General features: G+C 65.1%; 27 protein-coding genes. 2 read left to right on the forward strand and 25 right to left on the reverse strand.

Features of this window, described 5'->3' with window-relative positions; all coding sequences use genetic code 11:
- Nucleotides 1-9: 9 nt before the first annotated feature.
- From LOY22_RS01435 to LOY22_RS01540, 22 genes are read right to left on the reverse strand one after another with little or no spacing between them, the layout of a single operon-like run.
- Nucleotides 10-456, reverse strand: a complete 447-nt coding sequence (locus LOY22_RS01435) for a hypothetical protein (RefSeq protein WP_045193944.1) — start codon at nt 454-456, stop codon at nt 10-12.
- A 15-nt stretch (nt 457-471) separates the two neighbouring features.
- Nucleotides 472-915 (reverse strand): hypothetical protein, encoded by a 444-nt coding sequence (locus tag LOY22_RS01440; RefSeq protein ID WP_045193943.1) that lies wholly within the window; start codon nt 913-915, stop codon nt 472-474.
- Nucleotides 916-940: 25 nt separating this feature from the next.
- The gene (locus LOY22_RS01445) at nt 941-2167 is read right to left on the reverse strand and encodes a beta-ketoacyl-ACP synthase (protein ID WP_258595925.1); all 1227 of its coding nucleotides are present in this window, start codon (nt 2165-2167) and stop codon (nt 941-943) included.
- A complete protein-coding gene (gene fabG / locus LOY22_RS01450) occupies nt 2167-2895 on the reverse strand; it encodes a 3-oxoacyl-ACP reductase FabG (protein ID WP_045193941.1) in 729 nt (242 codons plus the stop codon). The genes LOY22_RS01445 and fabG overlap by 1 nt, the downstream gene beginning before the upstream one ends.
- The gene (locus tag LOY22_RS01455; RefSeq protein WP_093377133.1) at nt 2888-3358 is read right to left on the reverse strand and encodes a hotdog family protein; all 471 of its coding nucleotides are present in this window, start codon (nt 3356-3358) and stop codon (nt 2888-2890) included. The genes fabG and LOY22_RS01455 overlap by 8 nt, the downstream gene beginning before the upstream one ends.
- Entirely contained in the window at nt 3355-4554 is a 1200-nt protein-coding gene (locus LOY22_RS01460) for a beta-ketoacyl-[acyl-carrier-protein] synthase family protein (protein WP_213602714.1), read from the reverse strand. The genes LOY22_RS01455 and LOY22_RS01460 overlap by 4 nt, the downstream gene beginning before the upstream one ends.
- A complete protein-coding gene (locus tag LOY22_RS01465) occupies nt 4551-5036 on the reverse strand; it encodes a hypothetical protein (protein WP_213602713.1) in 486 nt (161 codons plus the stop codon). The genes LOY22_RS01460 and LOY22_RS01465 overlap by 4 nt, the downstream gene beginning before the upstream one ends.
- On the reverse strand, nt 5033-5776 hold the full coding sequence (locus LOY22_RS01470; RefSeq protein ID WP_045193937.1) for a class I SAM-dependent methyltransferase: 744 nt from the start codon (nt 5774-5776) through the stop codon (nt 5033-5035). Before LOY22_RS01470 ends, LOY22_RS01465 begins: the two co-directional genes overlap by 4 nt.
- Nucleotides 5773-7020, reverse strand: coding sequence for an NAD(P)/FAD-dependent oxidoreductase (locus LOY22_RS01475; protein WP_045193936.1), 1248 nt, complete (start codon nt 7018-7020; stop codon nt 5773-5775). The genes LOY22_RS01470 and LOY22_RS01475 overlap by 4 nt, the downstream gene beginning before the upstream one ends.
- Nucleotides 7007-8167, reverse strand: a complete 1161-nt coding sequence (locus LOY22_RS01480) for a sodium:proton antiporter (RefSeq protein ID WP_195885477.1) — start codon at nt 8165-8167, stop codon at nt 7007-7009. The genes LOY22_RS01475 and LOY22_RS01480 overlap by 14 nt, the downstream gene beginning before the upstream one ends.
- The gene (locus tag LOY22_RS01485; protein WP_258595928.1) at nt 8164-10476 is read right to left on the reverse strand and encodes an MMPL family transporter; all 2313 of its coding nucleotides are present in this window, start codon (nt 10474-10476) and stop codon (nt 8164-8166) included. Before LOY22_RS01485 ends, LOY22_RS01480 begins: the two co-directional genes overlap by 4 nt.
- Complete coding sequence (locus LOY22_RS01490; RefSeq protein WP_258595930.1) at nt 10466-11065, reverse strand: outer membrane lipoprotein carrier protein LolA; 600 nt, start codon at nt 11063-11065, stop codon at nt 10466-10468. Before LOY22_RS01490 ends, LOY22_RS01485 begins: the two co-directional genes overlap by 11 nt.
- Nucleotides 11062-11487 (reverse strand): thioesterase family protein, encoded by a 426-nt coding sequence (locus LOY22_RS01495; RefSeq protein WP_045193932.1) that lies wholly within the window; start codon nt 11485-11487, stop codon nt 11062-11064. Before LOY22_RS01495 ends, LOY22_RS01490 begins: the two co-directional genes overlap by 4 nt.
- Nucleotides 11480-13024, reverse strand: coding sequence for a histidine ammonia-lyase (gene hutH, locus LOY22_RS01500; RefSeq protein ID WP_093377102.1), 1545 nt, complete (start codon nt 13022-13024; stop codon nt 11480-11482). Before hutH ends, LOY22_RS01495 begins: the two co-directional genes overlap by 8 nt.
- Nucleotides 13005-13943 carry a glycosyl transferase gene (locus LOY22_RS01505; protein ID WP_045193930.1) on the reverse strand — a complete coding sequence of 313 codons (939 nt, stop codon included), beginning with the start codon at nt 13941-13943 and terminating at the stop codon, nt 13005-13007. The genes hutH and LOY22_RS01505 overlap by 20 nt, the downstream gene beginning before the upstream one ends.
- Nucleotides 13940-14674: a glycosyltransferase family 2 protein gene (locus LOY22_RS01510; protein ID WP_045193929.1), complete on the reverse strand. Its 735-nt coding sequence runs from the start codon at nt 14672-14674 to the stop codon at nt 13940-13942. The genes LOY22_RS01505 and LOY22_RS01510 overlap by 4 nt, the downstream gene beginning before the upstream one ends.
- The gene (locus LOY22_RS01515) at nt 14667-16346 is read right to left on the reverse strand and encodes an acyl-CoA synthetase family protein (RefSeq protein ID WP_258595932.1); all 1680 of its coding nucleotides are present in this window, start codon (nt 16344-16346) and stop codon (nt 14667-14669) included. Before LOY22_RS01515 ends, LOY22_RS01510 begins: the two co-directional genes overlap by 8 nt.
- Nucleotides 16343-16888, reverse strand: coding sequence for a membrane protein (locus LOY22_RS01520; RefSeq protein ID WP_045193927.1), 546 nt, complete (start codon nt 16886-16888; stop codon nt 16343-16345). The genes LOY22_RS01515 and LOY22_RS01520 overlap by 4 nt, the downstream gene beginning before the upstream one ends.
- Nucleotides 16885-17139 carry an acyl carrier protein gene (locus LOY22_RS01525; RefSeq protein ID WP_045193926.1) on the reverse strand — a complete coding sequence of 85 codons (255 nt, stop codon included), beginning with the start codon at nt 17137-17139 and terminating at the stop codon, nt 16885-16887. The genes LOY22_RS01520 and LOY22_RS01525 overlap by 4 nt, the downstream gene beginning before the upstream one ends.
- 9 nt (nt 17140-17148) lie before the next feature.
- Nucleotides 17149-17421, reverse strand: coding sequence for a phosphopantetheine-binding protein (locus LOY22_RS01530; RefSeq protein WP_010222262.1), 273 nt, complete (start codon nt 17419-17421; stop codon nt 17149-17151).
- Complete coding sequence (locus LOY22_RS01535; RefSeq protein WP_258595934.1) at nt 17396-18208, reverse strand: 1-acyl-sn-glycerol-3-phosphate acyltransferase; 813 nt, start codon at nt 18206-18208, stop codon at nt 17396-17398. The genes LOY22_RS01530 and LOY22_RS01535 overlap by 26 nt, the downstream gene beginning before the upstream one ends.
- Complete coding sequence (locus LOY22_RS01540; RefSeq protein WP_258595935.1) at nt 18184-18900, reverse strand: beta-ketoacyl synthase chain length factor; 717 nt, start codon at nt 18898-18900, stop codon at nt 18184-18186. The genes LOY22_RS01535 and LOY22_RS01540 overlap by 25 nt, the downstream gene beginning before the upstream one ends.
- A 317-nt stretch (nt 18901-19217) precedes the next feature.
- Between LOY22_RS01540 and LOY22_RS01545 the strand changes: the two genes are divergently transcribed.
- A complete protein-coding gene (locus LOY22_RS01545; RefSeq protein ID WP_038997609.1) occupies nt 19218-19991 on the forward strand; it encodes a ParA family protein in 774 nt (257 codons plus the stop codon).
- Here LOY22_RS01545 and trxC read toward each other — a convergent pair.
- The gene (gene trxC, locus LOY22_RS01550; protein ID WP_045193923.1) at nt 19988-20422 is read right to left on the reverse strand and encodes a thioredoxin TrxC; all 435 of its coding nucleotides are present in this window, start codon (nt 20420-20422) and stop codon (nt 19988-19990) included. The two genes, LOY22_RS01545 and trxC, sit on opposite strands and share 4 nt — an antisense overlap.
- Nucleotides 20423-20531: 109 nt before the next feature.
- Between trxC and LOY22_RS01555 the strand changes: the two genes are divergently transcribed.
- On the forward strand, nt 20532-21017 hold the full coding sequence (locus LOY22_RS01555) for a DUF4265 domain-containing protein (RefSeq protein WP_123564839.1): 486 nt from the start codon (nt 20532-20534) through the stop codon (nt 21015-21017).
- A gap of 10 nt (nt 21018-21027) precedes the next feature.
- On the opposite strand, the gene selO is transcribed toward LOY22_RS01555, so the two are convergent.
- Nucleotides 21028-22488, reverse strand: coding sequence for a protein adenylyltransferase SelO (gene selO / locus LOY22_RS01560; RefSeq protein WP_258595936.1), 1461 nt, complete (start codon nt 22486-22488; stop codon nt 21028-21030).
- Nucleotides 22489-22546: 58 nt separating this feature from the next.
- On the reverse strand, nt 22547-25897 hold the full coding sequence (gene mscK, locus LOY22_RS01565; protein ID WP_213602699.1) for a mechanosensitive channel MscK: 3351 nt from the start codon (nt 25895-25897) through the stop codon (nt 22547-22549).
- Nucleotides 25898-25909 lie beyond the last annotated feature (12 nt).

Consider the following 25909-nt stretch of genomic DNA (forward strand, 5'->3'; position numbering starts at 1 on the left):
GCAGCTGAGTTACTGGACCTTGGCCAGGTCGCCCTTCAGTGCAACGCCCGCCATGACCGCGCCGGCGTGGCATTCGTAGGTGGTGGCGTCCTTGCGCTCGTTGCGCTTGTAGTAGCTGCTGATGTTGGTCACGGCGTTGGCGCCGACCTTGCGCGCGGCGTCCTGCATGGTCAGCAGCGCCGATTGCAGGGCCCATTCGCAGGCCGCTTCATCAGACTTGTTGAAAGCGTTGGTCTTCTTGTTGGTGATCGCCGCCGGGCTGACCACGGTGACCTTGCCTTTTGGCTGCACGCCGGCCAGGTAGAACTTCACCGAACCGTCGAGCTTGTTCTCGGCGGTCATCTGCGCCACGACTTTCTCGAACGGCAGGTAGTGAGTGGTGTCGCGAGCCTGGCTCAGGCCGGGCAGGGCGCAGAGCAGCAAAGTGGCGGTGGCGGTCCAGGTTTTCAGACGCATTGTGTCGTTCCTTGATTATTTGACAGTGTTCGAGTGCTGTTCGTTGATGGCGCGTTGCACCATGTTTTGCGCTTCCATCCTGTTCAGCTCTTGCAGGATGCTTTTGTCGAGGTTGTTCACCCAACGGTTGTAATTACGGTGAATCTTGCCGTTCTTGTAACCCAGCTCGCGGCTGTCGCGGTAGTTGATGCGAAAGTTGCTGACGCTGTAGCGGATGTCGATGGCGGCATAGAAGGTATTGCGCACCAGGATGTCGGCCTGGATCAGGTTCGGGCTGACCGTGCGTGCGGTCCAGCCGCGCTCGGCGACGGCCTTGAGGATGGCCTGCTGCACTTGCTCGTGGCTGTAGTTGTGGCCGACCACAAGTTGCTCTTGCGGGGTCAGTACCGGCTTTGAGGTACAGCCAGCCAGGCCCGCCAGGGCCAGGCCGAGGACAGCGGCGCGAATCAATGAAGACATTCCTTTCTCTCCAGCAGGTTTGAGGTCAGGTCCAGCGACGGAAAATCAGCGAGGTGTTGACCCCGCCAAAGGCGAAGTTGTTGTTCATCACGTAGTCGTGACTCATGCTGCGAAACTCGCCGCACAGGTAGTCCAGCTCGCCGCAGCGCGGGTCGATGTGCTCAAGGTTGAGGGTGTGCACATAGCGGTCGCTGTTCATCATCTCGATGCTGAACCAGGACTCCAGCGCGCCGCAAGCACCGAGGGTGTGGCCGAGGAAGCTTTTTTGCGAGCTGATCGGCATGCGCGGGCCGAAAAGGCTGCTGGTGGCCAGGGTTTCGGCGATGTCGCCCTGCTCGGTGGCGGTGCCGTGGCCGTTGACGTAGCCAATGGCAGCCGGCGTGAGGTTTGCGTCTTCCAGCGCCAGCTCCATGGCCCGGCGCATGGTCGCCTGCTCCGGGCGGGTGGTGTGCTGGCCGTCGGCGTTGCTGCCAAAGCCGACGATCTCGGCATAAATGTGCGCGCCCCGGGCCAGGGCGTGCTCGAGCTCTTCGAGCACCAGCATGCCGCCGCCTTCGCCGATCACCAGGCCATCGCGACCGCTGTCGTAGGGGCTCGGGCTCTTGTGCGGGGTGTCGTTCTTGAGGCTGGTGGCGTACAGCGCGTCGAAGACCATAGCCTCGGTCGGGCACAGCTCTTCGGCGCCGCCGGCGAGCATCAGCGGCAGGCGGCCGAACTTGATCGCTTCATAGGCATAGCCGATGCCCTGGCTGCCGCTGGTGCAGGCGCTGGAGGTCGGGATCAGGCGCCCGGTGAGGCCGAAGAAGATACTGATATTGGCTGCGGTGGTGTGCGGCATCATGCGCACGTAGGAGTTGGCGTTGAGGCCTTCGGCCACCGAGTTGAGCAGCATGTTGCCGAACGCCTTGATCTCGTCGGTACTGCCGGTGGACGAGCCGCAGGCCACGCCCATGCGCCCGTCGCGGATCGACGGGTCGTCGAGCAGGCCGGCGTCGCGCAGGGCGTTCTGCGCTGCCGCCACGGCCAGGCGCGAGACCCGACCCATGCTGCGCAGCTGCTTGCGGGTCCAGCCGCTCGGCACCTTGAAATCGTCGATGGGGCCGGCCAGGCGCGTATTGAGCTCCTCGAAACGGTCCCATTCATCCATGCGGCGAATGCCGCTGCGGTTGCTGGCGAAGTTGCCGGCAATGGTCTGCCAGTCGCAGCCCAGCGAGGTGATACCGGCCATGCCGGTGACGACCACACGTTTCATCAGCACAGGCCTCCGTTGACCGCCAGCACCTGACGGGTGATGTAGGCGGCTTCGGCCGACATCAGGAAGTTCACCGCGCCGGCGACTTCTTCCGGGGTCCCCATGCGTTGTGCCGGGATCATCTTCAGCAGCTCTTCAACCGGTACGTGCTCGTCGAGCATGGCGGTATCGATCAACCCCGGGGCAACGCAGTTGACGGTGATCTTGCGCTTGCCCAGCTCGATTGCCAGGGCCTTGGCGGCGCCGATGACGCCGGCCTTGGAGGCGCTGTAGTTGACCTGGCCACGGTTGCCGATCATGCCCGACACCGAGGTGATGCAGACGATACGCCCGGCTTTGCGCCGGCGGATCATCGGCATCATCAGTGGGTGCAGGACGTTGTAGAAACCGTCGAGGTTGGTGCGCAGCACCTGGTCCCAGTCGTCTTCGGTCAGCGCCGGGAAGGCGCCGTCGCGGGTCAGGCCGGCGTTGCAGACCACACCGTAGTAGGCGCCGTGGGTTTCTACGTCATCAGTGAGGATGGCCGCGCAGGCGGCGCGGTCGGCGACGTCGAACTGCAGCACGCGGGCTTGCTGGCCCAGGCCCCGGACTTCTGCGGCAACGGCGTCGGCTTCACTGCGCCCGTTTCGGCAATGCAGGACCAGGTCGAAACCGGCGTGCGCCAGGCGCAGGGCAATGGCCCGGCCAATGCCACGGCTGGAACCGGTGACCAGGATGGTGTCAGTCATGGGGGGACTCCTCAGGGCCCGCTTCGGCCAGGTAGCTGGCCACCTGCGGCGGGCGAAAAACGTTCAAACGGGCCATGGCATGGATGCCCGGGCCGCGCAGGTGACACTCGAACACGCCCATGCCGTTGTCGTCTTCGAGCGAGCGCAGGGCATGGATGCGCAAGTGGGCACCGGCAGGGAAATGTTCGACATTGCATTCGAATTTACGCGTGCCGAGCAAAAAGCCCAGCTCCACCGGCTGGCCTTGCTGGCGCGCGCGGCAACCGGCATAGGCGGCCACGCTCTGGGCCATCAGCTCGATGCCGACCCAGGCCGGCAGGCTGCCGTCGGCGCGGTTGAACAGGCCGCCGGGGCGTACGGTCAGGTGGGTATGGATCTGCTCTTCATCGAACGACTCGACCTGATCGATAAGGATCATGTCGCCGGCGTGCGGCAGCAGTTCGGCCAGTGGCCAGGTGATCATGGGGTGTCTCCGAGAATCAGGCTGACATTGTTGCCACCGAAGGCGAACGAATTGCTCATCAGGCGTCGCGGGCCGCTGGCCGGCAGGCGCTGGCTGGCATCGGCCAGGTTCAGGGCTGGCAACTGCGGGTCATCGACGCCATCCCAGACATGCGGCGGCAGGCGCCCTTCGGTATTGCCGGCGGCCAGGCTCAGCCAGCAGAACGCCGCTTCCAGTGCACCGGCGGCGCCCAGGGTGTGGCCGGTCATCGGCTTGCTCGACGAGCAGGCCAGCTGGCTGCCAAACAGTTCATGCACGGCCAGGCTTTCCATGGCGTCGTTGTGCCGGGTGGCGGTGCCGTGCAGGTTCAGGTAGTCGATGTCTTGTGGTTGCAGGCAGGCATTGTCCAGCGCCTTGCGCATGGCCTGCAAGGCGCCCTTGCCGCCGGGCTCTGGCGCCGAGATATGGTGCGCATCGGAGCTGGCACCGGCACCGAGCAGGGCAATGCCGGGGCCTTCGTGGTTGGTATCGCGAGTCATCAGGAACAGTACCGCCGCTTCGCCGATGTTGATGCCATTGCGGTTGACCGAGAACGGGTTGCAGCGCTCGGCGCTCACCGCCTCGAGGGAGCTGAAGCCGTTGAGGGTCAGCTTGCACAGGCTGTCGACACCGCCGCAGATCACCGCATCGCACAGCCCCAGGTCGAGCAGGCGCCGGGCGCTCATCAAGGCCCGGGCGCTGGAAGTGCAGGCGGTGGAAATCACATAGGCCGGGCCGCTCAGTTGCAGCCAGTCGGCAAGGAAATTGGCCGGGGCGCTGAGCTCCTGCTGGGCATAGTCGTAGCTGGGCGAAAATTGTTGCTCGCGCAGGTAGTGGGCGATGCCCTCGCTGGCCTCCTTGATGCCCGAGGTGCTGGTGCCCAGGACGATACCGATGCGCGGGCGGCCAAAGCGGGCGATGGCCGCTTCGATCGCTGAGCTGATCTGCAGGCAGGCCTCCAGCAGCAACTGGTTGTTGCGGCTTTGGTGGGCCTGCAGGCCGGCAGGCAGCTCGGGCAGTTCGCCGTGCACGGCTGCTACCGGCAGGCTGCGCTGCGCTACCCAGCCCTCCTCGACGCGCATGCCCGAGCAGTCGCCGGCAAACAGTTTGCGGGCAACTTCGGCCTGGCCGCGCCCCAGGGCGCAGACCAGGCCCAGGGCATTGAGGTAAGCGGTCATGGCGTGTTCTCGCTGGGCAGTGGGCTGACTAGATAACGCAGGCCCTGGCCCAGGTTCAAGGTGAAGTCGTCGGCTTGTCGGTAGTCGACATGCCAGCGCTCACCCAGCCAGCGTTGCTGGCCTTGCTGGCGGGCGCCGGGGTAGAGCGTTTGCACCTGCTCGGCCGGGGTCATGGCGAACAGCAGGGCGGCGAACAGTTCACGGGCACCCGGGTTGGGTGGCAGCAGGCCATCGGCTTGCCACTGGCCGTCGTTGAGCAACTGCCGTGCCTGCGGAATGCCCAGCAAGTCCAGCAACGACCAGCGCAGGCTGGCGTCTTCGCGCTGGATCACCAGCAGCCAGTCCTGGCTTTGCCCCGCCTGTTGGCGCTGAATATGCAGCTGCATCGGCAGCGTCAGCGCCGGCATTTGCGTGGGCAGCGGCACCCGGCTGGCGCAGGCGCTCAGCAGGGCAAAGGCGAGGATCAGCAACAGGCGTTTCATGCACTCGGCTCGGTGGGGTTCAATGGTTTGCGCGCCACCACGTTGACCAGGGTTTCTTCGCGCTGGCCGACGGGCGGCGGCTTGCGCAGGCCGAAGCGTTCGAGCAGGCCGAAGTCGCTGGAACGGCTCCACCACAGGTACGGGTAAGAGACATTCTGCGCGCCGAATTCGAAGCCCTGGTCGCGCAGCATCTGCAGGTACTGTTCGGCGCTTTTCTGTACATGCATGGGGTGACGGAACAGCCAGCGGATCACCCAGGTGTCGATATAGGCTTCGGTGGACTCGGCGAACAGCAGGTAGCCGCCGGGCTTGAGCACCCGGTAGAACTCGGCCAGGGCCTTTTCCTGCTCGACCAGGTGGTGGAAGGTCTGGTGGCAAAAGAGCATGTCGACGCTGTTGTCGGCAAACTGCAAGGCCGCGCAGTCACTGCCGCGCAGCTCGACATTCAGCCCCAGGCGCCGGGCCTCGGCCTGGCTCAGTTCGAGGCTGTGCGGGTCGGCGTCGGTGCCCAGCAACTGGCCGGGGCTGAACACCTGCTGCAGGTACTGGAACGACTTGCCCTGGCCGCAGCCGGCATCGAGCAGCACCGGTGCTTGCGGCAGCGGCGCGTCGAACAGCCGGCGCAGGTCGTTGATCGCCACCCGCAGCACGTGGTGCTGCCAGGTATGGCTACGCAGGAACCAGAAGCCGAAGCGGGTTTCCTCGACGTAGCTGTCGCTGAGGAAGGGTTGTTGGCTCATGCTGCCGTCCTTGCACAGACTTCGGCGAGCATGCGCAGGCGCCGCTTGGGCTCGGCCACGAACGGGTTGCGCGGGTCCCAGGCATAACCGGCGAGGATCGAGCTGATCATCGCGCGGATTTCCGGCGAGCTGGCCGGGTGGTAGATGACGTCCTGGAAGCTGCCGTTGTACCAGCCTTCGACATAGGCGCGGAAGGTATCGACGCCGCGCTTGAGCGGCTCGGCGAACTCGCTCTGCCAGTCGACGTTTTCACCTTGCAGCTGGCGGTGCAGCACGCCGGCGGCCATGCTCGCCGAGCGCATGGCGATGGTTACCCCGGAGGAAAACACCGGATCGAGGAATTCGGCGGCGTTGCCGAGCAGGGCAAAGCCCGGGCCGTGCAGGGTCTTGACGTTGGCCGAGTAGCCGCCGATGGTCCGCGCCGGGGTGTCCCACACGGCGTTGGCCAGCACCTTGGCCAGGCTTGGGGTCTGGGCGACGAAGTCTTTCAGGCAGGCATCCAGGTCAGCCGGCGCGGCGGCAAAGTGCTCGGCGGCGGCGACCACGCCCAGGGAGCAGCGGCCGTTGCTGAAGGGAATGGTCCAGAACCAGATATCGCGGTGCTGCGGATGGGTGGTGATGAGGATTTTTTCGCGGTCGAACGCCGGGTGGTCGATGCGGTCTTCTATGTGGGTGAACACCGCCTGGCGCACCGGAAAGCTCGACGGCGCTTCGAGGTCCAGCAGGCGCGGCAGGACGCGGCCATAACCGCTGGCATCGAGGACAAACTCAGCTTCGACGCGGTACTCGCTGCCATCCAGGCGGCGCACGCGCAGCTGCGGGCGGGCACGCTCGAAGTCGGCGGCGATGATCTCTTCTTCGTAGCGGATTTCCACGCCCTGGGCAGCGGCCTGGTCGGCCAGCAACTGGTCGAACTGGGCGCGCTGGACCTGGAAGGTGCTTGGCTTGCCGTTGCTGAAGGTGTCGCCAAAATCAAACGCGCTGTATTCCTCGCCCCAGGCGAAGGCCGCGCCGTTCTTGCGCTGGAAGCCTGCCGCTTCGAGGGCCGGGAGCATGCCGGCTTCCTCGACGAAGTCGATGCAGTGCGACAGCAGGCTCTCGCCGATGGAAAAGCGCGGAAAGCGCTGGCGCTCGATGATCAGTACGTCGTGGCCATTGCGCTTGAGCAAGGCCCCGGCGATGGCGCCGGACGGACCGGCGCCGATGATCAATACCTGCCGTTGTTGCAGTTCAGTGTTCGGCATAAGGCCTCCTTGCCGGTTGGGCAGTCTTCAATGGAATCCGGTGCAGGCCGGCCAGCGCGGGCATCAGCGTGGCGACCAGGCTCATCAGCATCAGCGCGAAGTACAGCGCCGGGCTGATCAGCTGTTGTTGCAGCAGCAGGTTGAGAAAGACGATCTCGCTCAAGCCGCGAATATTGAGCAGCAGGCTTTCCCGCCATTTGCTCGCGCCGGCGAACGACGGCGTCGCCCAGCACAGGCCCAGCCAGTTGCCGAGCAGCTTGCTGACGATCGGTAACAGCAGCAAGGCACTCAACTGGATGGCATCGAAGCCCTGCAGCACGTTGTGGATATCGATCTGGATGATGCCGAAGGTCATGATCAACGGGATCGCAATGCCGTTCTGCAAGCGTTTTATCCACAGCGCCGACAGCGGCATGTGCAGTGGCAGCTTGAGCCAGGCCAGGCAGCACAGGTAGCCGATACCGAAGATCAACGCATTGAGGCGGTAGTGCTCGGCAACGAACAGCAGGGCGAAAAAGCCCAGGCTGTAGACCCACGGCCGGCGCAGGCCAAGGGCGTACAGTGGCAGCGGCAGGCAGGCGCCCAGCACGGGCAGCAGCAGGCTCACGGGGTCGAGGCTACCCTTGCCCAGGCCAAACAGCAGCCAGCAGGTCAGGTCGATGAGGATCGCCGACTGCATCAGGCGGCGGGTCGCTGCGGGCGGATAGTCGATGTTGCGCAGGTACAGGTAGAGCACCGGAATGGCGGTGATGGCGAACACCAGCCCAAGCGCCAGGGTGGTCAGCCAGGGCTGCGTCGGCAGCAGCAAGGCGCCGCAGGCCAGGCCACAGGCAAAGGGCACCAAGAAGCTCGGCAGGGCGATCTTCAGGCTCTGGCGGTCGAACTTCAGCTCCACCACGTCAGCCAGAATATGCCCCAGCAGCAGGGCGAAACTCAGGCCATACAGGGTTTTCAGCCAGGACGGCGCCACCAGCGCAGCGCCACTGAGCTGCCAGTGCGGCTCGACCCAGAACAGCATCAGCAGCGGCAGGCCGAGGGTCGCCAGCAGCAACTGGCTGACAATCGGGATCAGCCCCAGGCGCCGGCCCAGCTCGCTCGCGATCCAGAACAGTGCCAGGGCCAGGACCCAGAACAACACGATACTCATGCCGCCTGTTCCTTGTGGCCGGTGGCAGCCCAGGGCGCCAGGACAAAACTGAAGGCCAGGCCGAGGCTCACCGCCAGGCCAAAGTTGCTCACCGCCGGGGTGCTCGACACCGCCAGCAGGCCGAACGACAGCCAGGTGGTGGTCGCCGCCAGCAGGGTGCCGAGCAGGCTGACGGCGGCGCCGCCGATCTGCTCATGCATGAGGATCGCGTAGTCGACGCTGATGGCGGTCACCAGCAGCAGGCCGAACAGGCTGAACAGGGTCAGCGGCTGGCCCAGCCAGCCCAGGCAGGCCAGGCTGCACAACGCGGCGAGTAGCGGCAGGGCGACGATGCGCAGGGCACCGCCGAGGCCGAACGGCAGGATCAGCAACACCACGATCAGCGCGCACGACAACAGCTTGAGCTCGGCGGCGCTGACCTGGGTGGCGGCAAACACCCGGTTGAGGTCGCCGAGGCGGTCGACCAGTTGCACGCCGTCGAGGTCGTCGGCTTGCAGGCGCAGCAATGCCGGATCGTTCAAGCCCTGGAGGCTGACGATGGCGGCCACGCCCTGGCCATCGGCGCCCAGCCACAGGGTGCGCCAGGGCTCGCCCAGCGGGCCGCTGAGGGCGTGATCGATGTCGAGGGTAGGCAAGGCCTGCACTTTTGCCAGTTCCGCCTGTAACGCGCTTTGCGGTACGCCCAGGGCCAGCAGCGGCTGCAGTGGCAGGCTTCCCAGTGCATCGCGTACCTGTTGCTGCTCGGCAGGGCTGGCGACCAGTTGGCTGAGGGCCATGTAGCCCTTGAGCTTGTCGGTTTCGACCAGTTCATCGAGCCGCGTGCTCAGCGCTTGCAGGCGACCCAGCAACTGCGTCTGGTCGGCGCCGCGAACCAGGTAGAACTGGCTGGTGGGCTGGTAACCGGTGATGCGTGCCACGGCCTGGGCTTCTTCGAGCAGTTGCGGCGGGCTGCCGACCCACTGGCGGATGTCGTTGCGGCTGTCCAGCTGCCACAGGCCCGCCGCGCAAAACAGGATCAGCAGGCCGAGCAACACCGGGCTTGGCACGTTGTTCAGTAGCTTCAGACGCAGGTCCACCAACCATTGGGCAATGCGCAGCGGCCATTGCGCCGGCTGCAGCTCGATACCCTTGAGCAATGCCGGCAGCAGGCACACGGCGCTGAGGTAGGCGCCGACCAGGCCGGCGGCGGAAAACACGGCGATCTGGGTCAGGGCCGGGAACGGCGTGAAGGCCAGGGCCAGGTAGCCGATGCAACTGGTGGCCAGGCTCAGGCTCAGGCCCGGCAAGGTCAGCCGCAAGGCCGGCCAGGCACGCCAGGGGCGCAGGCTCCAGCTCTTGGACAGGTAGTGCAGCGGGTAGTCGACGGCGACACCGATCAGGCTTGAGCCGAGCACCAGGGTCATCACGTGCATCTGGCCGAACAGCGCCACGCAGGCCACCGCACCGAACAGCATGCCGACCAGCACCGGCATGAACGCCAGCAACACCCGCAGGCGCCGGAACGCCAGCAGCAACAGCAAGAGGATGCCGACCGTGGCGCCGCCGCCAACCCAGGTGATTTCCTGGCTGGCCTGGCGCTGGCCGTTGGCGGCATACAGCAAGCCGCTGGCGGCCAGCAGGCGGGCGCCGCGCTGCCCGGCTTCAACCCGGCTGGCGGCGAGCAGGTCGGCGACCTGCAGCGGCAGTTGCAGGTCGAACGCATTGCCCAGGGTGCGCGCGCGCAGCAGCACCCAGTGCTGGCCGTCGGCCTCGGCCAGCAGCGCGCCGCTGGCGGTGTCCAGTTGTACCGCAGCAGGGCGTGGCTGGCTGTTCTGGATGCGCCCGGTCAGGCCCAGCCAGTCGTCCTGGCTGGGCACCAGGCTGAAGCCGGCAAAGGGATCGTAGAGGCTCTGCACGCGCTGCTCGATAAAGCCTTGCGGGTTATCGACCAGGCTGCTGCGGTCGGCGCGCGAGAGCATCGCCAGGCGCCCTTGCAGCAACTGCTCGCGCAATGCCTGCAGGTCGGTTTGCAGGCTCCACTGGACCTTCTCGAACAGGCCGCTGGCCTGCCATTGCCCGGCCAGGCGCTGGGCCAGGGCGATGGCCTGGTCACGCTGGGGATGGCCGACCAGCACCAGCATCTCGCGGTTCAGCGGCTCCTGCATACGCTGTTCGGCGCGTTGCATCAGCGGGTCCTGGGTGGCGCCGGGCACCAGCGTCATCAGGTCGGCAGACAACGGCGCGGCGCGGTGCCATTGCCAGCCGGCGAGGGCCAGCACAGCGATCAGCAACAGCAAAAACAGCCGTGGCAACAGGCGCTCACTCGGCAAAATCGCGGCGCTCCGTGTCGGTCAGGCTGGCGCTGCTGCTCGATGGCATGCGTAGCACCGTGCTGTCGCCCTGGGTTTCCAGCAACTGGATGCGTTCGACGTAGCGCCCGCCCTCGATATCGATTTGGCTGAACACCTGCTTGAGCAGCAGCGAGCGCGGAGTCAGGCGCAGTTGCCAGTGCTGGGCATCGCCTTGCAGGCTCAGCTCGAAGTCACGCTGCAGGCCGCTGCTGTCGCCTTGCAGCACGGCGAAGAACAGGCGGTTCTGCTCGGCGCCGGCGCTCTTGCCCGGCAGCATCTGCCAGCCGGACGGGTCGCGGCGGGCGATGCCCTGGGCGTTGAGGCGGTAGTCCTGCTTGAGCGGCGTTTGCAGCAGCCACAGCAGGCCATGGTCACGGGCGAGCACGAACTGGCCTTTGCTGACCAGTGGCTGTGGCAGGGCACGCAGGTGCTTTTCCTGGATGAACGGGCCCTTGATGACCGCAGGTTCGCCCAGTTGCTTGCTCAGGTCATCGAGGCTAAAGGCGTGGGCCAGGGTGCAGCTGGCCAGCAGGCCGAGGCACAGCAGGCCACGCAACAGCGTCTTCATGGCAGCACCTTGTTCACAGCGTCGATCATCACCTGCGGCGAGGCCAGTTGCATCTCGCCGCTGGCGATCTCGACCGCGACCTGCACCGAGCTGGCGCGGGTCATGCGTGCGCCAGTGACGGCATCGCTGATCAGGTAGTTGATCTTCAGGCGGTTCTCCCACTCCACCAGGCTGGCGCGCACGTTCAGGCGCTGGCCGAAGGTGGCGCCACGCACATAGCGCAGCTGCAGGTCGATCACCGGCCAGGCGAAGCCGGAGGCCTGCATCTGCAGGTAGTTGTGTTCGAGCCTGTCGAGCAGCGCGCAGCGCGCCACCTCGAGGTATTTGACGTAGTGGCCGTGCCAGACCACCAGCATGCTGTCGACATCGAAGAACGGCACCAGCACTTCGCTATCGACGTGCAACACTCCCTGACTACGCATGCAGCCTCCAGTGTTGTTCGGCTATTCGGCTCAGGCACAGGCGCAGGTCGCCTTCCAGGGCACGGTCTTCGATGACCGGGGCGAAGTCTTCGAGCAGCGCGGCGTGCATCTGGGCCAGTGCTGGCGGTAGGTCGCGGGCGTCGGCTTCGCGGCCGCGCAGCCAGACACCCTGGTTGGCCGCCAGCAAGGTCGCGGCGGCAACCTGTTCGGTCAGTTCGAGCGTGCGCAGGGCATCGCGGGCGGCGATGGTGCCCATGCTCACTTTGTCCTGGTTGTGGCACTCGGTGGAGCGCGAGAATACGCTGGCCGGCATGGTGTTCTTCAACGCTTCGGCAGTCCATGCGCTGGCGCCGATCTGCACCGCCTTGAAGCCGTGGTTGAGCATCGCCCGCTCGGCGCTGGCGCCCGACAGGTTGCTCGGTAGGCCATGGTTGTAGCGGCTGTCGACCAGCAGCGCGAGCTGGCGGTCGAGCAGGTCGGCGACATTGGCCACCAGGTTCTTCAGGCTGTCCATGGCGAAGGCGATATGGCCGCCGTAAAAATGCCCGCCGTGCAGCACGCGTTCGGCTTCGGCGTCGATGATCGGGTTGTCGTTGGCACTGTTCAGTTCGGTCTCGATAAAACCGCGCAGCCAGCCCAGGCTGTCGGCCAGCACACCGAGCACATGCGGTGCGCAGCGCAGCGAGTAGCGGTCCTGCAGGCGGTGCAGCGGCGCGGTTGGTGCGTCGATGGCCAGATCCTGGCGCAACCAGGCGGCCACCTGCATTTGCCCCGGGTGGGGCTTGGCGGCGAACAGGCGCTCGTCGAAGTGCTCCGGGTTGCCTTGCAGGGCGACCACGTTCAGCGCGGTGATGCGCGTGGCCAGCTTGAGCAGGTAATCGGCGCGGGCGAAGGCCAGGCAGGCCAGGCCGGTCATCACCGCGGTGCCGTTCATCAGCGCCAGGGCTTCCTTGGGCCGCAGCACCAGCGGCTGCCAGCCCAGTTCACGATGGACGTCGGCGGCGCTGCGGCGCTCGCCCCGGTACAGGACCTCGCGCTCGCCCGACAGGGTGGCGGCCACGTAGGACAGCGGCGTCAGGTCGCCGCTGGCGCCCACCGAGCCTTCCTGGGGAATCAGCGGCAGGATGTCGTGGGCAAGAAACGCCTGCAGGCGCTCCAGCAGCTCGACGCGCACCCCGGACACGCCATGGCACAGCGACTGCAAGCGGGCGGCCAGCACCGCGCGGGTGGCCGGTGCATCGAGCAATTGGCCGAGGCCACAGCCGTGGAAGGTGTACAGGTGCTTGGGCAGCGCTTCAACATGCTCCAGCGGCACCGCCACCACGCACGAGTCACCGTAGCCGGTGGTCACGCCGTAGATCACCCCTTCCTTGTCCAGCAGCGAGTCGAGGAACTGCGCGCCACGGGCAATCCGCGCGCGGTACTCGGCGTCGTCCTGCAGGCGGGTTTCGGTCTGGCGATTGGCCAGGGCGAGGACGTCTTCGATTGCCAGCGGCAACGCGCCGAAGGTCACGGGCTTATGCGGATGCATCGTCATCGGTCTTCCAGAAAGGGTAGAAATTGAACCATTGCTGCGGCGCTTGCAGGCAATAGTGGCCCAGGCGCTCGGCATAGCGCCCGGCCCAGTCGGCGATCACCTGATCGCGCTGGCCGCGGCGCCATTCGATGGCCTCGGCGAAGGGTTCGAGAATCACCTGGTAGCGGCCTTGCTGCTTGAGGCAGAAGAACAGGTTGAGTCGGCACTTGAGCAGCCCGGCCAGTAACCACGGGCCTTGCGGGAAGGCGGCGCGGTGGCCGAGAAAATCCGTCTCGACCGTGCGCGCGCCATGCAGTGGCACGCGGTCACCGGCAATCGCCAGCCATTCGCCGCGGTCCAGGCGCTGGCTCAGTTGCAGCATGATCGCCGGGTCCAGCTCGCTGACCTGGATCAGGCGCAGGTTGCTCGCCCCCGATTCACCGAGCAGGCGATTGAAGCGTTCGGCGTGCTTGGTGTGCACCAGCACGTTCATGGTCACTTGCTCGCCGAGCTCGGCCAGGGCGCGGCAGACTTCAAGGTTGCCCAGGTGCGCGCCGACCAGCATCTGCCCGCGCTCGGCGCGCAGTTGAGTGCGCAATTGTGCCGGGTCGACGATTTCGATCTGCTCCAGGCGCAGCTTGCCGTTCCACACGTCGAGCTTGTCCAGCAGGGCCTCGGCAAAGGCCATGAACTGGCCGAACACCCGCCGCTGGCTGGGGCGCAGGCCGGCTTGCCCGCTCCAGTCGGCCAGGCGCTGCTGGTATTGCCAGATGCTCTGCCGGGCGCGGCGGCCAAACACGAAGAAGTACAGGACGATGCCATACAGCACCGGGCTGAGCAGGCGTCGGCCGAGCAGTTTGATACCGAAGGCGGTCAGCTTCATCAGCCAGAAGCTGCCGCGCTCCTGGTGGTCGGCCCAGTGTTGTTCGCCGTTGCTCATGCCTGCCACCGCCGCCAGAGGATCGCCGGGGCACGCAGCAACATGCCGAAGAACAGCTTGGTGTGCATCTTCGAGATCAAGGCGTTGTCGTGGAACAGGCGAAAGTGCGAAAGGCCATCGGCCGGGTAATGCACCTTGGTCGGCAGCCAGCGCATCGGCTGGTTGCGCCAGGCCAGGCGCACGAGGATCTCCGGGTCGAAGTCCATGCGCTTGCCGAGCTTGACCGCATCGATCAGCGCCAGGGTCGGCGGCAGCGGGTAGACGCGAAAGCCGCACATCGAATCGGGAATCTGCAGCGACAGGCTGTTGATCCACACCCACACGTGAGTCAGGTAGCGCGCGTACAGGCGGCCTTTGGGCACGCTGGCGTCGTACTGTGGATAACCGCAAATCAGCGCCTGTGGATAAGCCTGCGACTGCTGCAGAAAACGGCTGACATCGGCCAGGTCGTGCTGGCCGTCGGCATCCACCTGCAGGGCATGGCTGAAGCCCAGGCGTGCCGCTTCGCGCAGGCCGGCCATGACCGCGCCGCCCTTGCCCTGGTTGACCTGCAATGTCACCAGATAAACCTGCTGCTGTTCGGCCAGCTGGCGCAGCACGGCGGCGCAGGCCGGGCTGCTGGCGTCGTCGACCAGTACGCAAGGCAGGCCGGCTGCGAGCAGGTCGGCAACTACCGCTGGCACCGCCAGTTCGTGGTTGTACACCGGGATCACCGCGCAGGGTTTATTCACCGATGGCCTCCAGCACGATGCGGCCGCTGGAGCAGGCTGCCCCGGCATTGCTGTAGGCAAAGTAGAGCTTGCCGCGCTCGGCATCGAAGCGCAGGGTCAGTTGCAGCGGGTCGCCGGGGCGCACCAGTTGCTGGAACTTCAGCACTTCCATGCCGGCGAACTGGCGTGGCCGGTCGAGCAGTTGTTGCCCGAGCGCCAGCGCCCAGTCGACCTGGACTACCCCCGGCAGTACCGGCGTCTGCGGGAAGTGGCCGTTGAAATAGGCAAGGTCTGCCGACACCGCCAGTTGCAACTGCAGTTCGCCGTTGACTTCGGCCTGGCTCAGCACTTCCGGGCCTTTGGGCCGTGGTGCCAGCAGCAGGGCTTCGAGCTCGGCCTGGGGCAGTTTGCCCTGGGCGTTGAACGGCAGTTGCCGCAGCAGCCGCCAGCGTCGGGGCAGGGCCAGGGCTTCGCAGTGCTGGCTGAGGTGCTGGCGCAGGCCTTCGGTGAGTGCGCGTCGGCCCTGATTGCGCAGGGCATGCAGGCCTGCGGCGCTGAGCACCAGCAGGGCGCCAAGGCTGGCGCGGTTTTCCTGGATCACCGCCAGGCGCGCTTCCTCGACCCAATCGTGGGCGACCAGGGCCTGTTCGAGCATTGGTAGGGAGATGCGTTTTTCTTCCAGTTTGACGATCCGGTCCAGGCGCCCGAGCAGGCGGAAGCGCCCGTCAGCGGTGAACTCGACGGCATCGGCGCTTTGCTCGATATGGCCGGGTGGCAAATAGGTCGATTCGATACGCAGCGCACCCTGTTCATTCTGGCTCAGGCGCACCTCGGCAAAGGGTTGCCACAGGCTGTCGCCCTGGCGCCAGGCAATGCCGCCGGTTTCCGAGCTGCCGAGAATTTCGCTCGGCCATTGCTGCAGGCGCTGGTGCAAGGCCTGGGCGGCGCTGGCCGGCAGCTCGCCGCCGGAGGAAAACACCCGGCGTACCGCGCTTAACGCGTGCCAGTCGAGGTTGTCGCCCATGCGCTTGAGCAGCGCCGGGCTGGCCACCCAGGCAAAGGCCGGGTGCTCGCGGCTGGCGCGCTGCAGGTCTTCGGGGAAGGGCAACTGCCGACGCACGAACGGGCGCCCGGCACACAGCGGCCAGAGCACGCGAAACAGCAGGCCGTAGATGTGCTGGGCGGCGACGCTGCCGATGATGCACGCAGCGCCCAGCTCTGTGCCCCATAGCTGTTCCAGGGCCTGCACTTCGTTGGCCAGCTGGCGCAGGCTCTTGTCGATACGCTTGGGTTCGCCGCTGGAGCCGGAGGTGCACAGGCTCAGCAGGCAAGCGTCCAGGTCCAGTTGGGCAGCGGCCAGGGGCGTTTCCAGCAGTGCATCCAGCGCAGTGTCTTGCGCCTGGTCGCTCAGCCACAGCTCGACTTCGCCTTGCCAGCGCTGGCTGGTCTGGACTTGCAGGTCGGCCGGCAGCAGCACCTGTACGCCGGCGCGCCAGGCGCCGAGCAGGGCCACGGCCAGCTCGGCGGCGTCTTCCAGGTGCACGGCAATGCGCTTCACACCACGGCGCTCAAGGCCAGCGGCCAGTTGCAGGGCTTGCTGGCGCAGGCCCGCGTGGTCCAGCGCCGGGGCGAAGGTTACCGGGCGCGGCGCGTCGCTCGGGTGCAGCAGTTGCTCAAGAGCAATCCATTTCATGAGCGTCCTCGCACGCGTTGTCTTATCAGCCATTCAATGGCAAACAGCAGGCCCATCAGCCCGTAGGCGATCAGGCCGTTGTACAGGGTCCACCAGCTCAGCGGCGCCCACAGGGTCAGGGCGGCGGCGACCAGGCCGTTGGCCAGGAAGAACAGGCTCCAGACCTTGGTCACCTGGCGTGTGTAGTGGATCGCCACCTCGGGCAGTTGCGGCTCGCGCAGGCGCGCCAGGCGCTCGGCCACCGGCGGGCCGAATTTCAGGCTCAGGCTGAACAGGCCAAGCATGAACGCGCTGATCAACACCGGGTACCAACGCAGCAGCTGCGGGCTGTTGAACAGCGCCAGCAACGCGCAGAAGGCAATCGCCGCCACGGCCATCCAGTGCCCGCCGGGGCGCTGCGGTTCGCTCAAGGCGCGCGCCAGCCACAGGCCGCCGAGCAACAGGCCGAACTGCCAGGGGGCAAAGTGGGCCATGCCAAAATGCACCGCAAAGGGGTACAGCAGACCGGCCAGCAGCAGGCCGAGGCCGATCAGGCGTTTCATGCCGCGTTGTTGACCAGGCGGTAGACCGCCTCGACCACGTCGTTGACCGTACGTACGGCCTTGAACTCGTCGGCGGCGATTTTTTTGCCGGTCTGGCGCTTGATGTGATCGATCAGGTCGACCGCGTCGATGCTGTCGATTTCCAGGTCCTGGTACAGGTTCGATTCCAGGCTGATGCTGGCCGGGTCCAGTTCGAACAGTTCGACCAGGGCATCGCGCAGGGTGTTGAAGATGTCTTCGCGGGTTTGCATGGTGCTGTCTCAGGCTGCCTGTTTGGCGGTGACGAAAGCCGCAAGGCTGGCCACGCTGGTGAAATGGTTACGGGTGTCCTTGGCGTCGGCGTCGATCTTGATGCCGTACTTCTTCTGGATCGCCAGGCCGAGTTCGAGGGCGTCCACCGAATCCAGGCCCAGGCCTTCGCCGAACAGGGTCTGCTCGTCACCGATGTCCTGGGCGCTGATGTCTTCAAGGCCCAGGGCGTCGATGATCAACAGCTTGATGTCGTGGTTAAGGGTGTTCTGTGGATCGCTCATCTTCGGCGAGCTCCTTGGTGAAGTGCTGATGCAAATAGTCGTTGAGTTTGCGCGAGGCCTGCGGGGCGGGGCCTTGTGCGGCGAAGGCCTGCGGGTCGATGTCGGCACCGACCTGCAGGCTGAAATGCACCCGGCGCTGGGGTATGCGGTACCAGGGTTCGGCCTTGGTCAGGGTGCTGGGGGTGACCTTGATGGTTACCGGGGTAATGATCTGCGCACCGCGCAGGGCGATGGCCGCTGCGCCGCGATGGAAGGCCGGCGGTTGGCCCGGCTGGGTGCGCGTGCCTTCGGGGAAGATGATCAGGGTCTGGCCGCCTTGTAGGGCGCCGACGGCGCTGTCGAGCATGTCCATGCTGCCGTCGTTGCTGATGTATTCGGCCGAACGCACCGGGCCGCGGGTGCAGGGGTTGTGCCAGAGGCTCTGCTTGACCACGCAGTTGGCCTGGCGCACCAGGCCGATGAGGAACACCACATCGATCAGCGACGGGTGGTTGGCAATGATCATCTGGCCCGGGCGGCCGAGTTTTTCCGCGCCCTTGACCTCATAAGTGAGCACGCCGCTGGCGGCCATGAAACGAATGAAACGCCAGAACAGCCAGCTGATGGTGTGCCGCGCGCGCTGGCGATGGCGTGCGCCGTCGCCGGGCAGGCAGGCCAGCAGCGGGAACACCAGCAGGCGCAGGCACAGGCCGCCGACACCGAACAGCAGGAAGCTGACGGCGGTGGCGAGCAGGCGCCAGTAATAGGCGTCGCGCGGTCTGCTTATGGCTTGCGTTGCCAGTTCCATGTGCGACTCTTCCAGGTGTGGGTACAGGTGCTTTCGCCCTTGAGCAGGCAACGCAACCAGCTCAGGGCATGGGGTTCGCTCGCGGCTGAGCCGGCGCTGTTATCGCCCAGGGTCAGTTGCCAGTCGTCGCCAGGCGTCAGCAGCAGGCCCAGGGCGTAGGCAAACGGCACGTCATCGATCCACGGGCCGTAGGCCGCGGGCGGCTGTTCTTCAGTGATTATCAGCAGCACTGCCGGGGCGCCTTCGCGCAGCAGGCAGGCGGCTTCCATCACGCCGTGTTCGAAACCGTCACCGGCAGCGGCCAGGGCGGTCATTTCGCTGGTTTCGCCACGCATGATCGACCACAGGCCGATCACCGCGTTGTGTACCGACAGGCTGAACTGGGTTGGCGACAGCGGCTGCTCGTTGGCCAGGTCGCTGAGTATCTCGAAGGTGCGTGGGGTTTCGCCATGCCGGGAGACGAACACCAGCGGCAAATCCTGCATTCCTTCGGCCAATGGCCAGCCCACGGCAAAGGCCATGCGCGCCAGTCGGCTCAGGCGCCGGCGCTGCATGGCCGGCAAAAACGACACATCCGGTGCCTGTTCAGCCACTGCCGGGCAGTGCTGTGCCTGGCTCCAGGCCTGCCAATCGGCAGCCGTCTGCAGGCCTGGCGCCCACGCGCGCCACTGGCTGATATTGAATGTGATCACTTAGCTGTACTTCCCGCCCTGAGGGACTTCCTTGCCGAGGGAGTGACTCGGAACAACGACCTGACAGGGGTGTGGCGCAATCGCCGAGTGGCGCGCATTATCCCGGTGGAGTTGGTGTGTAGCAAATATTGGTTGTACGGATTGTCGTCTGCAACAGACAGCGGTCCCGAAGATTCGTCGGACCGATCCGAGGTTTCCCGACCAATGGCGGTGTTGTTTATTCGGTCGGATCGCCGAAAACTTGAGCCATTGGCGGCTGGTCAAGCCGTCATTGGCCGCACATACTCGCTCATCCCCAGACACACGGAGGTCTTTCCATGCGGCGCGTGGTATTCAATCAGAAAGGTGGCGTTGGCAAGTCGAGCATTGCCTGCAACCTGGCAGCGGTGAGTGCCAATGAAGGCTATCGGACCCTGCTGATCGACCTGGATGCCCAGGCCAATTCGACCCAGTACCTCACCGGGCTGACCGGCGAGGACATTCCCATGGGCATTGCCGACTTCTTCAAGCAGACCCTGTCGTCCGGGCCGTTTGCCAAGAAGAACAAGGTCGATATCTACGAAACGCCCTTCGACAACCTGCATGTGGTGACCGCCACCGCCGAGCTTGCCGACCTGCAGCCCAAGCTTGAGGCCAAGCACAAGATCAACAAGCTGCGCAAACTGCTCGATGAGCTGGACGAGGACTACGACCGGATCTACCTGGACACTCCGCCAGCGCTGAATTTTTATGCGGTTTCGGCGCTGATCGCTGCCGATCGTGTGCTGATCCCCTTCGATTGCGACAGCTTCTCTCGCCAGGCCCTGTATGGCCTGCTGGCCGAGATCGAAGAACTAAAGGACGATCACAACGAAGAGCTGCAGGTCGAAGGCATCGTCGTCAACCAGTTCCAGGCCCGCGCCAGCCTGCCCCAGCAGATGCTCGACGAGTTGATCGCCGAGGGCTTGCCGGTGCTGCCGGTGTACCTCAACAGCTCGGTGAAGATGCGCGAATCACACCAGGCCAGCCTGCCGCTGATTCACCTGGAGCCTCGGCATAAACTGACCCAGCAGTTTGTCGAGCTGCACGCTCTGCTCGAAGAAAACGCCTAGACGCCCTGGCTGCGCAGCCACTCCAGCAGTTGCTGGAGTGGGAATGCACCGCTCTGGCGCGCCACTTCCCGGCCGTTTTTGAACAGGATCAGGCTGGGGATCGAGCGAATCGCCAATTGCCCGGCCAGTTGCTGGTTGGCCTCGCTGTCCAGTTTGGCCAGGCGGCAGCGCCCGCTCAGCTGAGCGGCGGCCTGGGCAAAGATCGGCGCAAACGACTTGCACGGCCCGCACCAGTCGGCCCAGACATCGATCAGCAACGGCAGGTCGCCCTTGATCTGGCTGGCGTAATCGCCCTGTTGCAGATCGAACGGCGTGCTCAGCAGCACCGGTTTCTTGCAGCGGCCGCATTTAGGGCTGTCGCCGAGGCGCTCGCCGGGGATGCGGTTGAGGCCGTTGCAGTGGGGGCAGGGGATAAGTAGTGGGTCAGTCATGACAGCTCCGGGAATTGCGACCGGTTTACGGTCGTCCGCGGTTCAAGCCCGCGCCTTTATGTTCAATGGTTTAGCATGTGTGCCTTGTACACCGGCCATGGAGTGCCCGATGGATTGCCAGCATTCAGCGCATATCCGCATTTTTGTCGATTTCCGATCCAATGGCGAACCAGCTTTCGAGAGCGTGCCGGTCCGTCAGATCGATGCCAATACCTTTGAGCTGCTGTCGTCACCAGGGTTGGCACTCGACCTGGCTCGTGGCGACACCATCCGCATCAACCACCCGGACCAGCGTGCCGAAGTGCTGCAGCGCGGTGGCAACTTCTGCATTCATATCTATGCCGACGACCTGCCCCAGGAGGCTGTCGACACGCTGCAAGACGAAGTGCAGACGCTGCTCGGTGGTACTCTGGATGGTCGTTACAAGGGCAACCTGACTCTTGCCATCCCCTCGCGTAACGGTTTTGCAGCCATCCGTGAAGTGTTCGACCGCTTTCGCCAATGCACCGGTGTCGAGTGGTACTACGCCAATATCTATCGCAACCTGGACGATGATGAGGATGAAACCCTGCTCAACTGGTGGCTCGACAGCTGAGGCGTAAGCCTCACGACGAGCAACTGATCTCCAGGTGCTTGCCCCATTCCGGCGGCCGCTGGGCGTAGGCCTGCATGCCCGGCTGCTCGTCGAACGGTTTGCTCAGCACTTGGTGCAGGCGGCGTACTTCCTCGTAGTCACCCCCCTCGGCCGCCTCGATGGCGCGCTGGGCCAGGTAGTTGCGCAGGATGTACAGCGGGTTGACCGCATGCATGCGCTCGCGCCGGCCCTCGGCGTTGCCGGGTTCGCGCTGCAGGCGCGCCAGGTAATCGGCTGACCACAGGTCAAAACCGGCCAGATCGATGAAGTCGTCGCGCACCACCTGCAGGGCCTGCTCGGCAGGCTGGTCGCCGAGATGGCGGAAGAACAGGGTGTAGTCCACCGCGCCGGGCTGCATCAATTGCAGCAGGCGCTCGATCAGCAGCTTGTCGTCGTCTTCTGCCTGGGTCAGGCCCAGGCGTCGGCGCATCAGGTCCAGGTAATGGGCCTCGTATAGTGGCAAGAACAGCTCCAGGGTTTCCTTAAGCGCTTCGACGCTGATAAACGGCGTCAGGGCCTGGGCCAGGGCGCTGAGGTTCCAGTGGGCGATGGGTACCTGGTTGCTGTAGCTGTAGCGGCCCTGGTCATCGGAGTGGTTGCAGATGAAATTGGCGTCGAAGTCGTCGAGGAAGGCGTAGGGGCCGAAGTCGAAGGTGATGCCCAGAATCGACATGTTGTCGGTGTTCATCACCCCGTGGCAAAAACCATAGGCCTGCCAGCGGGCAATCAGCTCGGCATTGCGCTCGACGATGGTGCGGAACATCGCCAGGTACGGCTCGGGTTCGTCCTTGCACTCGGCAAAGTGGCTGTTGAGCACGTGCTCGGCGAGGATGCGCTGCTGCTCGGGCTGGCGGGTGTAGTAGAAGTACTCGAAATGCCCGAAGCGGATATGGCTCGGCGCCAGGCGCAGCAGCATGGCGGCGCGCTCCTGGGTTTCGCGCCATACCGGCGTGCTCGAGCCAATCACGCACAGCGCGCGGCTGCTGGCGATGCCCAGGGCCGGCAGGGCCTCGCTGGCAAGGAACTCGCGGATCGACGAGCGCAGCACGGCGCGGCCATCGCCCATGCGCGAGTAAGGCGTCTGCCCGGCGCCCTTGAGGTGCAGGTCCCAGGACTGGCCGGCGTCGTTGCGCACCTCGCCCAGCAACAGCCCGCGGCCATCGCCAAGGCGCGGGTTGTAGGAGCCGAACTGATGCCCGGAATAGACCATCGCCCGCGGTTCGGCCTCGGCCCACAGCTTGTGGCCGCTGAACAGTTCGGCAAATACCGGCGAATGGGCTTCAGTGGGCTCAAGGTCGAGCAGCGCCATGGCTGCCTCGCTGGCGACCACCAGGCGCGGTTCGGCAATCGGCTCGGGCAGCACCGAAGTAGAGAAGGCATCGCCCAGGCGGGCGAAACGGTTATCGAAAGTCAGTTCGTCGAGGGCTTTCAACGGCCATCTCCTGAAGAAAACCTGAGCATTCTGCAAGGGTATGGCCGCTGGCGTCCAGTCAGGCCGGTTTGCCGCTGGCCTCGTCGCCGGGCTTCTCGCCATCGCTGGCGTTTGGCAGCACGGTCTTGTCGAGGTTTTCCACCGGGACCATCTTGTATTCCTGGCCCTGCATGTTCTTCAGGTAGATCTCCATCTGCCGGAAGGAGATGTTGATGTGTTGCTTCTTGAACTCTTTGTTGATGTAGCGGTTGATCTCGTCGAGCACCGGGTTGCGGTCGCCCAGGTCGCGCACGTGCATACGCAGCTCGTGGTCCAGGGTGCTTTCGCCGAAGTTCAGGAAGTAGACGATCGGCGCCGGTTCCTTGAGTACCCGCGGGTTGTCGTTGGCGGCCTTGAGCAGCAGGGTGCGCACCAGGTCCAGATCCGAGCCGTAGTCGACGCCGAGCTTGAGGGTTACCCGGGTGATGGTGTCGGTCAGCGACCAGTTGATCAATTGCCCGGTGATGAAGGTCTTGTTCGGGACAATGATGTCCTTGCGGTCGAAGTCGGTGATGGTGGTGGCGCGGATGCGGATCTTGCTCACCGTGCCCGAGAGGTTGCCGATGGTGATGGTGTCGCCGATGCGCACCGGGCGCTCGAACAGGATCATGATCCCGGAGATGAAGTTGGCGAAGATCTCCTGCATGCCGAAGCCCAGGCCCACCGACAGTGCCGCCACCAGCCATTGCAGTTTGTCCCAGCTGACGCCCAGGGCTGACAGGGTGGAAACAAAGCCGACCCCGGCAATCACGTAGGACAGCAACGTGGTGGTGGCGTAGGCACTGCCCTGGGCCAGGTTCAGGCGTGACAGCACCAGTACTTCGAGCAGGCCCGGCAGGTTGCCGGCCAGGGCAATGGTGATGCCGATGATCACCAGTGCACCCAGCAGGTCGCGCAGGCTGATCGGCACCATGCTCATGGATGCGCCGGTGCCGCTGGTGTACTCGTACAGGGTGATGTTGTCGAGGTAGGCAAACACGCTGATCAGGTCCGACCAGACCCAGTAGAGGGCGGCGATGAAGCCGCCGAGCAGGGCCAGGCGAATCAGGCGCAGCGACTGCTGGTTGACCTGTTCGATGTCCAGGGTCGGCTCTTCGACCAGCACTTCGCCATCCAGGCCTTCCTTGGCCGCCTGGCGCTTGCTCAGCGCCCGCTGGTAGGCCAGGCGCCGGGCAGCCACGGCCAGGCCGCGGACGAAGGCGGCTTCGATCACCAGCCAGAACATCAGCAGGTACAAGGTATCGATCAGGCGGTCTGTGAGCTTGAGCGCGGTGTAGTAATAGCCAAAGCACACGGCGATGAACAGCGCCACCGGCAACGCGGTAAAGGCCACGCCCACGGCCTTGCGAAACAGCGAGGTGTTGCGGTGGGTGGGACTGCTCAGCAGCAGGCGGCTGAGCAACCAGGCCATCAGCGCATAGCAGGTCAGCACCACGCCGATGCCGAGCACGTCTTCAGCCAGCGCCGAGGGTTGATGTTCGGCCACCGCCACCACCCCGACCAGGGCCAGGACCACGGTGCCGAGGCGGCGGATCCAGCCACGGAGGAATTCGACCTGGGGCTTTTCCCAGCGAAAGTGCAGCTCGGCCACGCCGCCCGGGGCGAGTATCCGGTAGGCGGTGTAGAACACCAGCCAGGCCTGGGCCACCTGGAACAGCGCCGAGGCGAGGTTGGCGTTCTGCCCGCGGGCGTCGACCTGCAGGGCATAGCCGCACAGGGCCAGGCCCAGGCTCAGGGGCATGGCCAGGAGGATGTTGATCAGGATCGCCTGGGGCGTGTGCCACTGGCTGTCACGCTTGAAGTGGCCGACATCCTGGTGAACCTTGGTCAGGCGCGCATACAGGTATTTGCGCCGCCACAGCAGGGTGCCGATCAGCAACAGCAAGGGCAGGAACAGCAACGGGCGCTGGGCCAGGCCGTCGGTCAGCTCGCGCAGGCCTGAACCCCAAGGCAGGCTGACAACCTGTTTTTGCAGGCGCTCGGGCACGCTGCGCAGCCATTCCAGGTCCAGTGGCTTGTTGCTGGGAATCCAGAACATCTGCTCATCAAGGGTTGCACGCAGGTTTTGTGCGGTGCTGAACAGTTGCTTCTGGTTCAACTGCAAGGTGATCGATTCGTTGAGCAGCGCGCTCAGTTCACGGTTCAGGCGTTCGAGCAGGTCGCTGCGAGTGATCGCCACTTCCAGCAAGGCCTTGCGCAGTTGCGGGGTGACGGTCTCGGGCGGTTGCGCGGTGAGCAGCTTGTCGACATAGCTGCTCGGGCTGCTGATCTGCTCGCGCTGTTGGTTGATCTCGAACTGATACAGGCGGATGTCGGCGATCTGGTCGGCCAGGTCGCGGTCGAGCTTCAGGTGCGGCAGCGCCTGCTTCTGCTTGTAGAGGATCTTCGACAGCAGCAGGCTGCCCTTGAGCACGCTGATCTGCTCGTCGAGGGCCTGGTCGCTCTGGGTCAGGCTGTCCAGCTGCTGCTTGGTCTTGAGGTTCTGCTGGGTCAGGTCGTTGAGGCTGTCGGTGCTGCGCAGCAGGTAGTCGGAGAGCTTGAGGTTGGCGGCGCTTTCGGTGGCCAGCAGGGTGCTGCCGCCAGCTTTCTGCGCTTCGATCGACTGTTCGGTGACGGTTTGCTGGGACTGGGCCAGGCGCTTCTGGTTGATCAGCGTCTGCAGGTCCTGGATCTCCTGTTCCAGGCGCGCGGCGCGCTCGATCAACAGGTCATGCTGACTGTTGCCCAGGTCTTGCAGCAGGCTGTTGCCGGCCAGTTCCTGGCGGCGCAGCAGGGTCAGGGCGTTGAGCGCGGCGAGTTCGGCGTTGAGCTGATTGCGCTGGTCGGCGCTGAGCGGCTTGCCGCCGTCCTTGCCGATCTTCAGGCTGGTGTTGATCTGCTGGGTGCGGGTCTGGTTGGCGCTGATTTCTGCCTGGGCCCGTTCGGGGCGGGTCTGCGCGGTGATGGTCAGGCTGTTGGCCTCGGACAGCGCTTTTTGCAGTTCGCCCTGCTCGGTGGTGCGCTCGGCCAGCAATTGCTCCAGCTGCGGCACGCTGGAGGCAGCGTAGCGCTGGGTGACCGGGATCACCTTGCTGTCCTTGAGCTTGGCCAGCTCGCGCTGGTTTTCGCTGGTCTGGCGCGGCGCGTCGTTGAGCTGGTGCTTGAGCGCGGCGAGCTTCTTCTCGCTGTCCTCTTTGTTGCCGAGGAAGGCCAGGGTCTTTTCGAGCACCTGCTGCAGGGCTTTCTGTTCAGCCTCGGGCAGCTTGCGTTCGGCGATCTTGTCCAGGCTTTTCTGGATCGCTGCCGTGGTCGGCGGTTCCGCCGCCCACACCGGGGAGAAGGACAGGCACAGCCCGATCAGGGCTGCGCTTAAAAACGTGCGCAGGGACATAGGCAGAAAATT

Source organism: Pseudomonas sp. B21-035 (genome assembly GCF_024748945.1).
Lineage (GTDB): Bacteria > Pseudomonadota > Gammaproteobacteria > Pseudomonadales > Pseudomonadaceae > Aquipseudomonas.

Coding starts and splice junctions, on each gene's coding strand:
- LOY22_RS01435 (WP_045193944.1), bottom strand. CDS start 456: ATGCGTCTGAAAACCTGGACCGCCACCGCCACTTTGCTGCTCTGCGCC.
- LOY22_RS01440 (WP_045193943.1), bottom strand. CDS start 915: ATGTCTTCATTGATTCGCGCCGCTGTCCTCGGCCTGGCCCTGGCGGGC.
- LOY22_RS01445 (WP_258595925.1), bottom strand. CDS start 2,167: ATGAAACGTGTGGTCGTCACCGGCATGGCCGGTATCACCTCGCTGGGC.
- fabG (WP_045193941.1), bottom strand. CDS start 2,895: ATGACTGACACCATCCTGGTCACCGGTTCCAGCCGTGGCATTGGCCGG.
- LOY22_RS01455 (WP_093377133.1), bottom strand. CDS start 3,358: ATGATCACCTGGCCACTGGCCGAACTGCTGCCGCACGCCGGCGACATG.
- LOY22_RS01460 (WP_213602714.1), bottom strand. CDS start 4,554: ATGACCGCTTACCTCAATGCCCTGGGCCTGGTCTGCGCCCTGGGGCGC.
- LOY22_RS01465 (WP_213602713.1), bottom strand. CDS start 5,036: ATGAAACGCCTGTTGCTGATCCTCGCCTTTGCCCTGCTGAGCGCCTGC.
- LOY22_RS01470 (WP_045193937.1), bottom strand. CDS start 5,776: ATGAGCCAACAACCCTTCCTCAGCGACAGCTACGTCGAGGAAACCCGC.
- LOY22_RS01475 (WP_045193936.1), bottom strand. CDS start 7,020: ATGCCGAACACTGAACTGCAACAACGGCAGGTATTGATCATCGGCGCC.
- LOY22_RS01480 (WP_195885477.1), bottom strand. CDS start 8,167: ATGAGTATCGTGTTGTTCTGGGTCCTGGCCCTGGCACTGTTCTGGATC.
- LOY22_RS01490 (WP_258595930.1), bottom strand. CDS start 11,065: ATGAAGACGCTGTTGCGTGGCCTGCTGTGCCTCGGCCTGCTGGCCAGC.
- LOY22_RS01495 (WP_045193932.1), bottom strand. CDS start 11,487: ATGCGTAGTCAGGGAGTGTTGCACGTCGATAGCGAAGTGCTGGTGCCG.
- hutH (WP_093377102.1), bottom strand. CDS start 13,024: ATGACGATGCATCCGCATAAGCCCGTGACCTTCGGCGCGTTGCCGCTG.
- LOY22_RS01505 (WP_045193930.1), bottom strand. CDS start 13,943: ATGAGCAACGGCGAACAACACTGGGCCGACCACCAGGAGCGCGGCAGC.
- LOY22_RS01515 (WP_258595932.1), bottom strand. CDS start 16,346: ATGAAATGGATTGCTCTTGAGCAACTGCTGCACCCGAGCGACGCGCCG.
- LOY22_RS01520 (WP_045193927.1), bottom strand. CDS start 16,888: ATGAAACGCCTGATCGGCCTCGGCCTGCTGCTGGCCGGTCTGCTGTAC.
- LOY22_RS01525 (WP_045193926.1), bottom strand. CDS start 17,139: ATGCAAACCCGCGAAGACATCTTCAACACCCTGCGCGATGCCCTGGTC.
- LOY22_RS01530 (WP_010222262.1), bottom strand. CDS start 17,421: ATGAGCGATCCACAGAACACCCTTAACCACGACATCAAGCTGTTGATC.
- LOY22_RS01535 (WP_258595934.1), bottom strand. CDS start 18,208: ATGGAACTGGCAACGCAAGCCATAAGCAGACCGCGCGACGCCTATTAC.
- LOY22_RS01545 (WP_038997609.1), top strand. CDS start 19,218: ATGCGGCGCGTGGTATTCAATCAGAAAGGTGGCGTTGGCAAGTCGAGC.
- trxC (WP_045193923.1), bottom strand. CDS start 20,422: ATGACTGACCCACTACTTATCCCCTGCCCCCACTGCAACGGCCTCAAC.
- LOY22_RS01555 (WP_123564839.1), top strand. CDS start 20,532: ATGGATTGCCAGCATTCAGCGCATATCCGCATTTTTGTCGATTTCCGA.
- mscK (WP_213602699.1), bottom strand. CDS start 25,897: ATGTCCCTGCGCACGTTTTTAAGCGCAGCCCTGATCGGGCTGTGCCTG.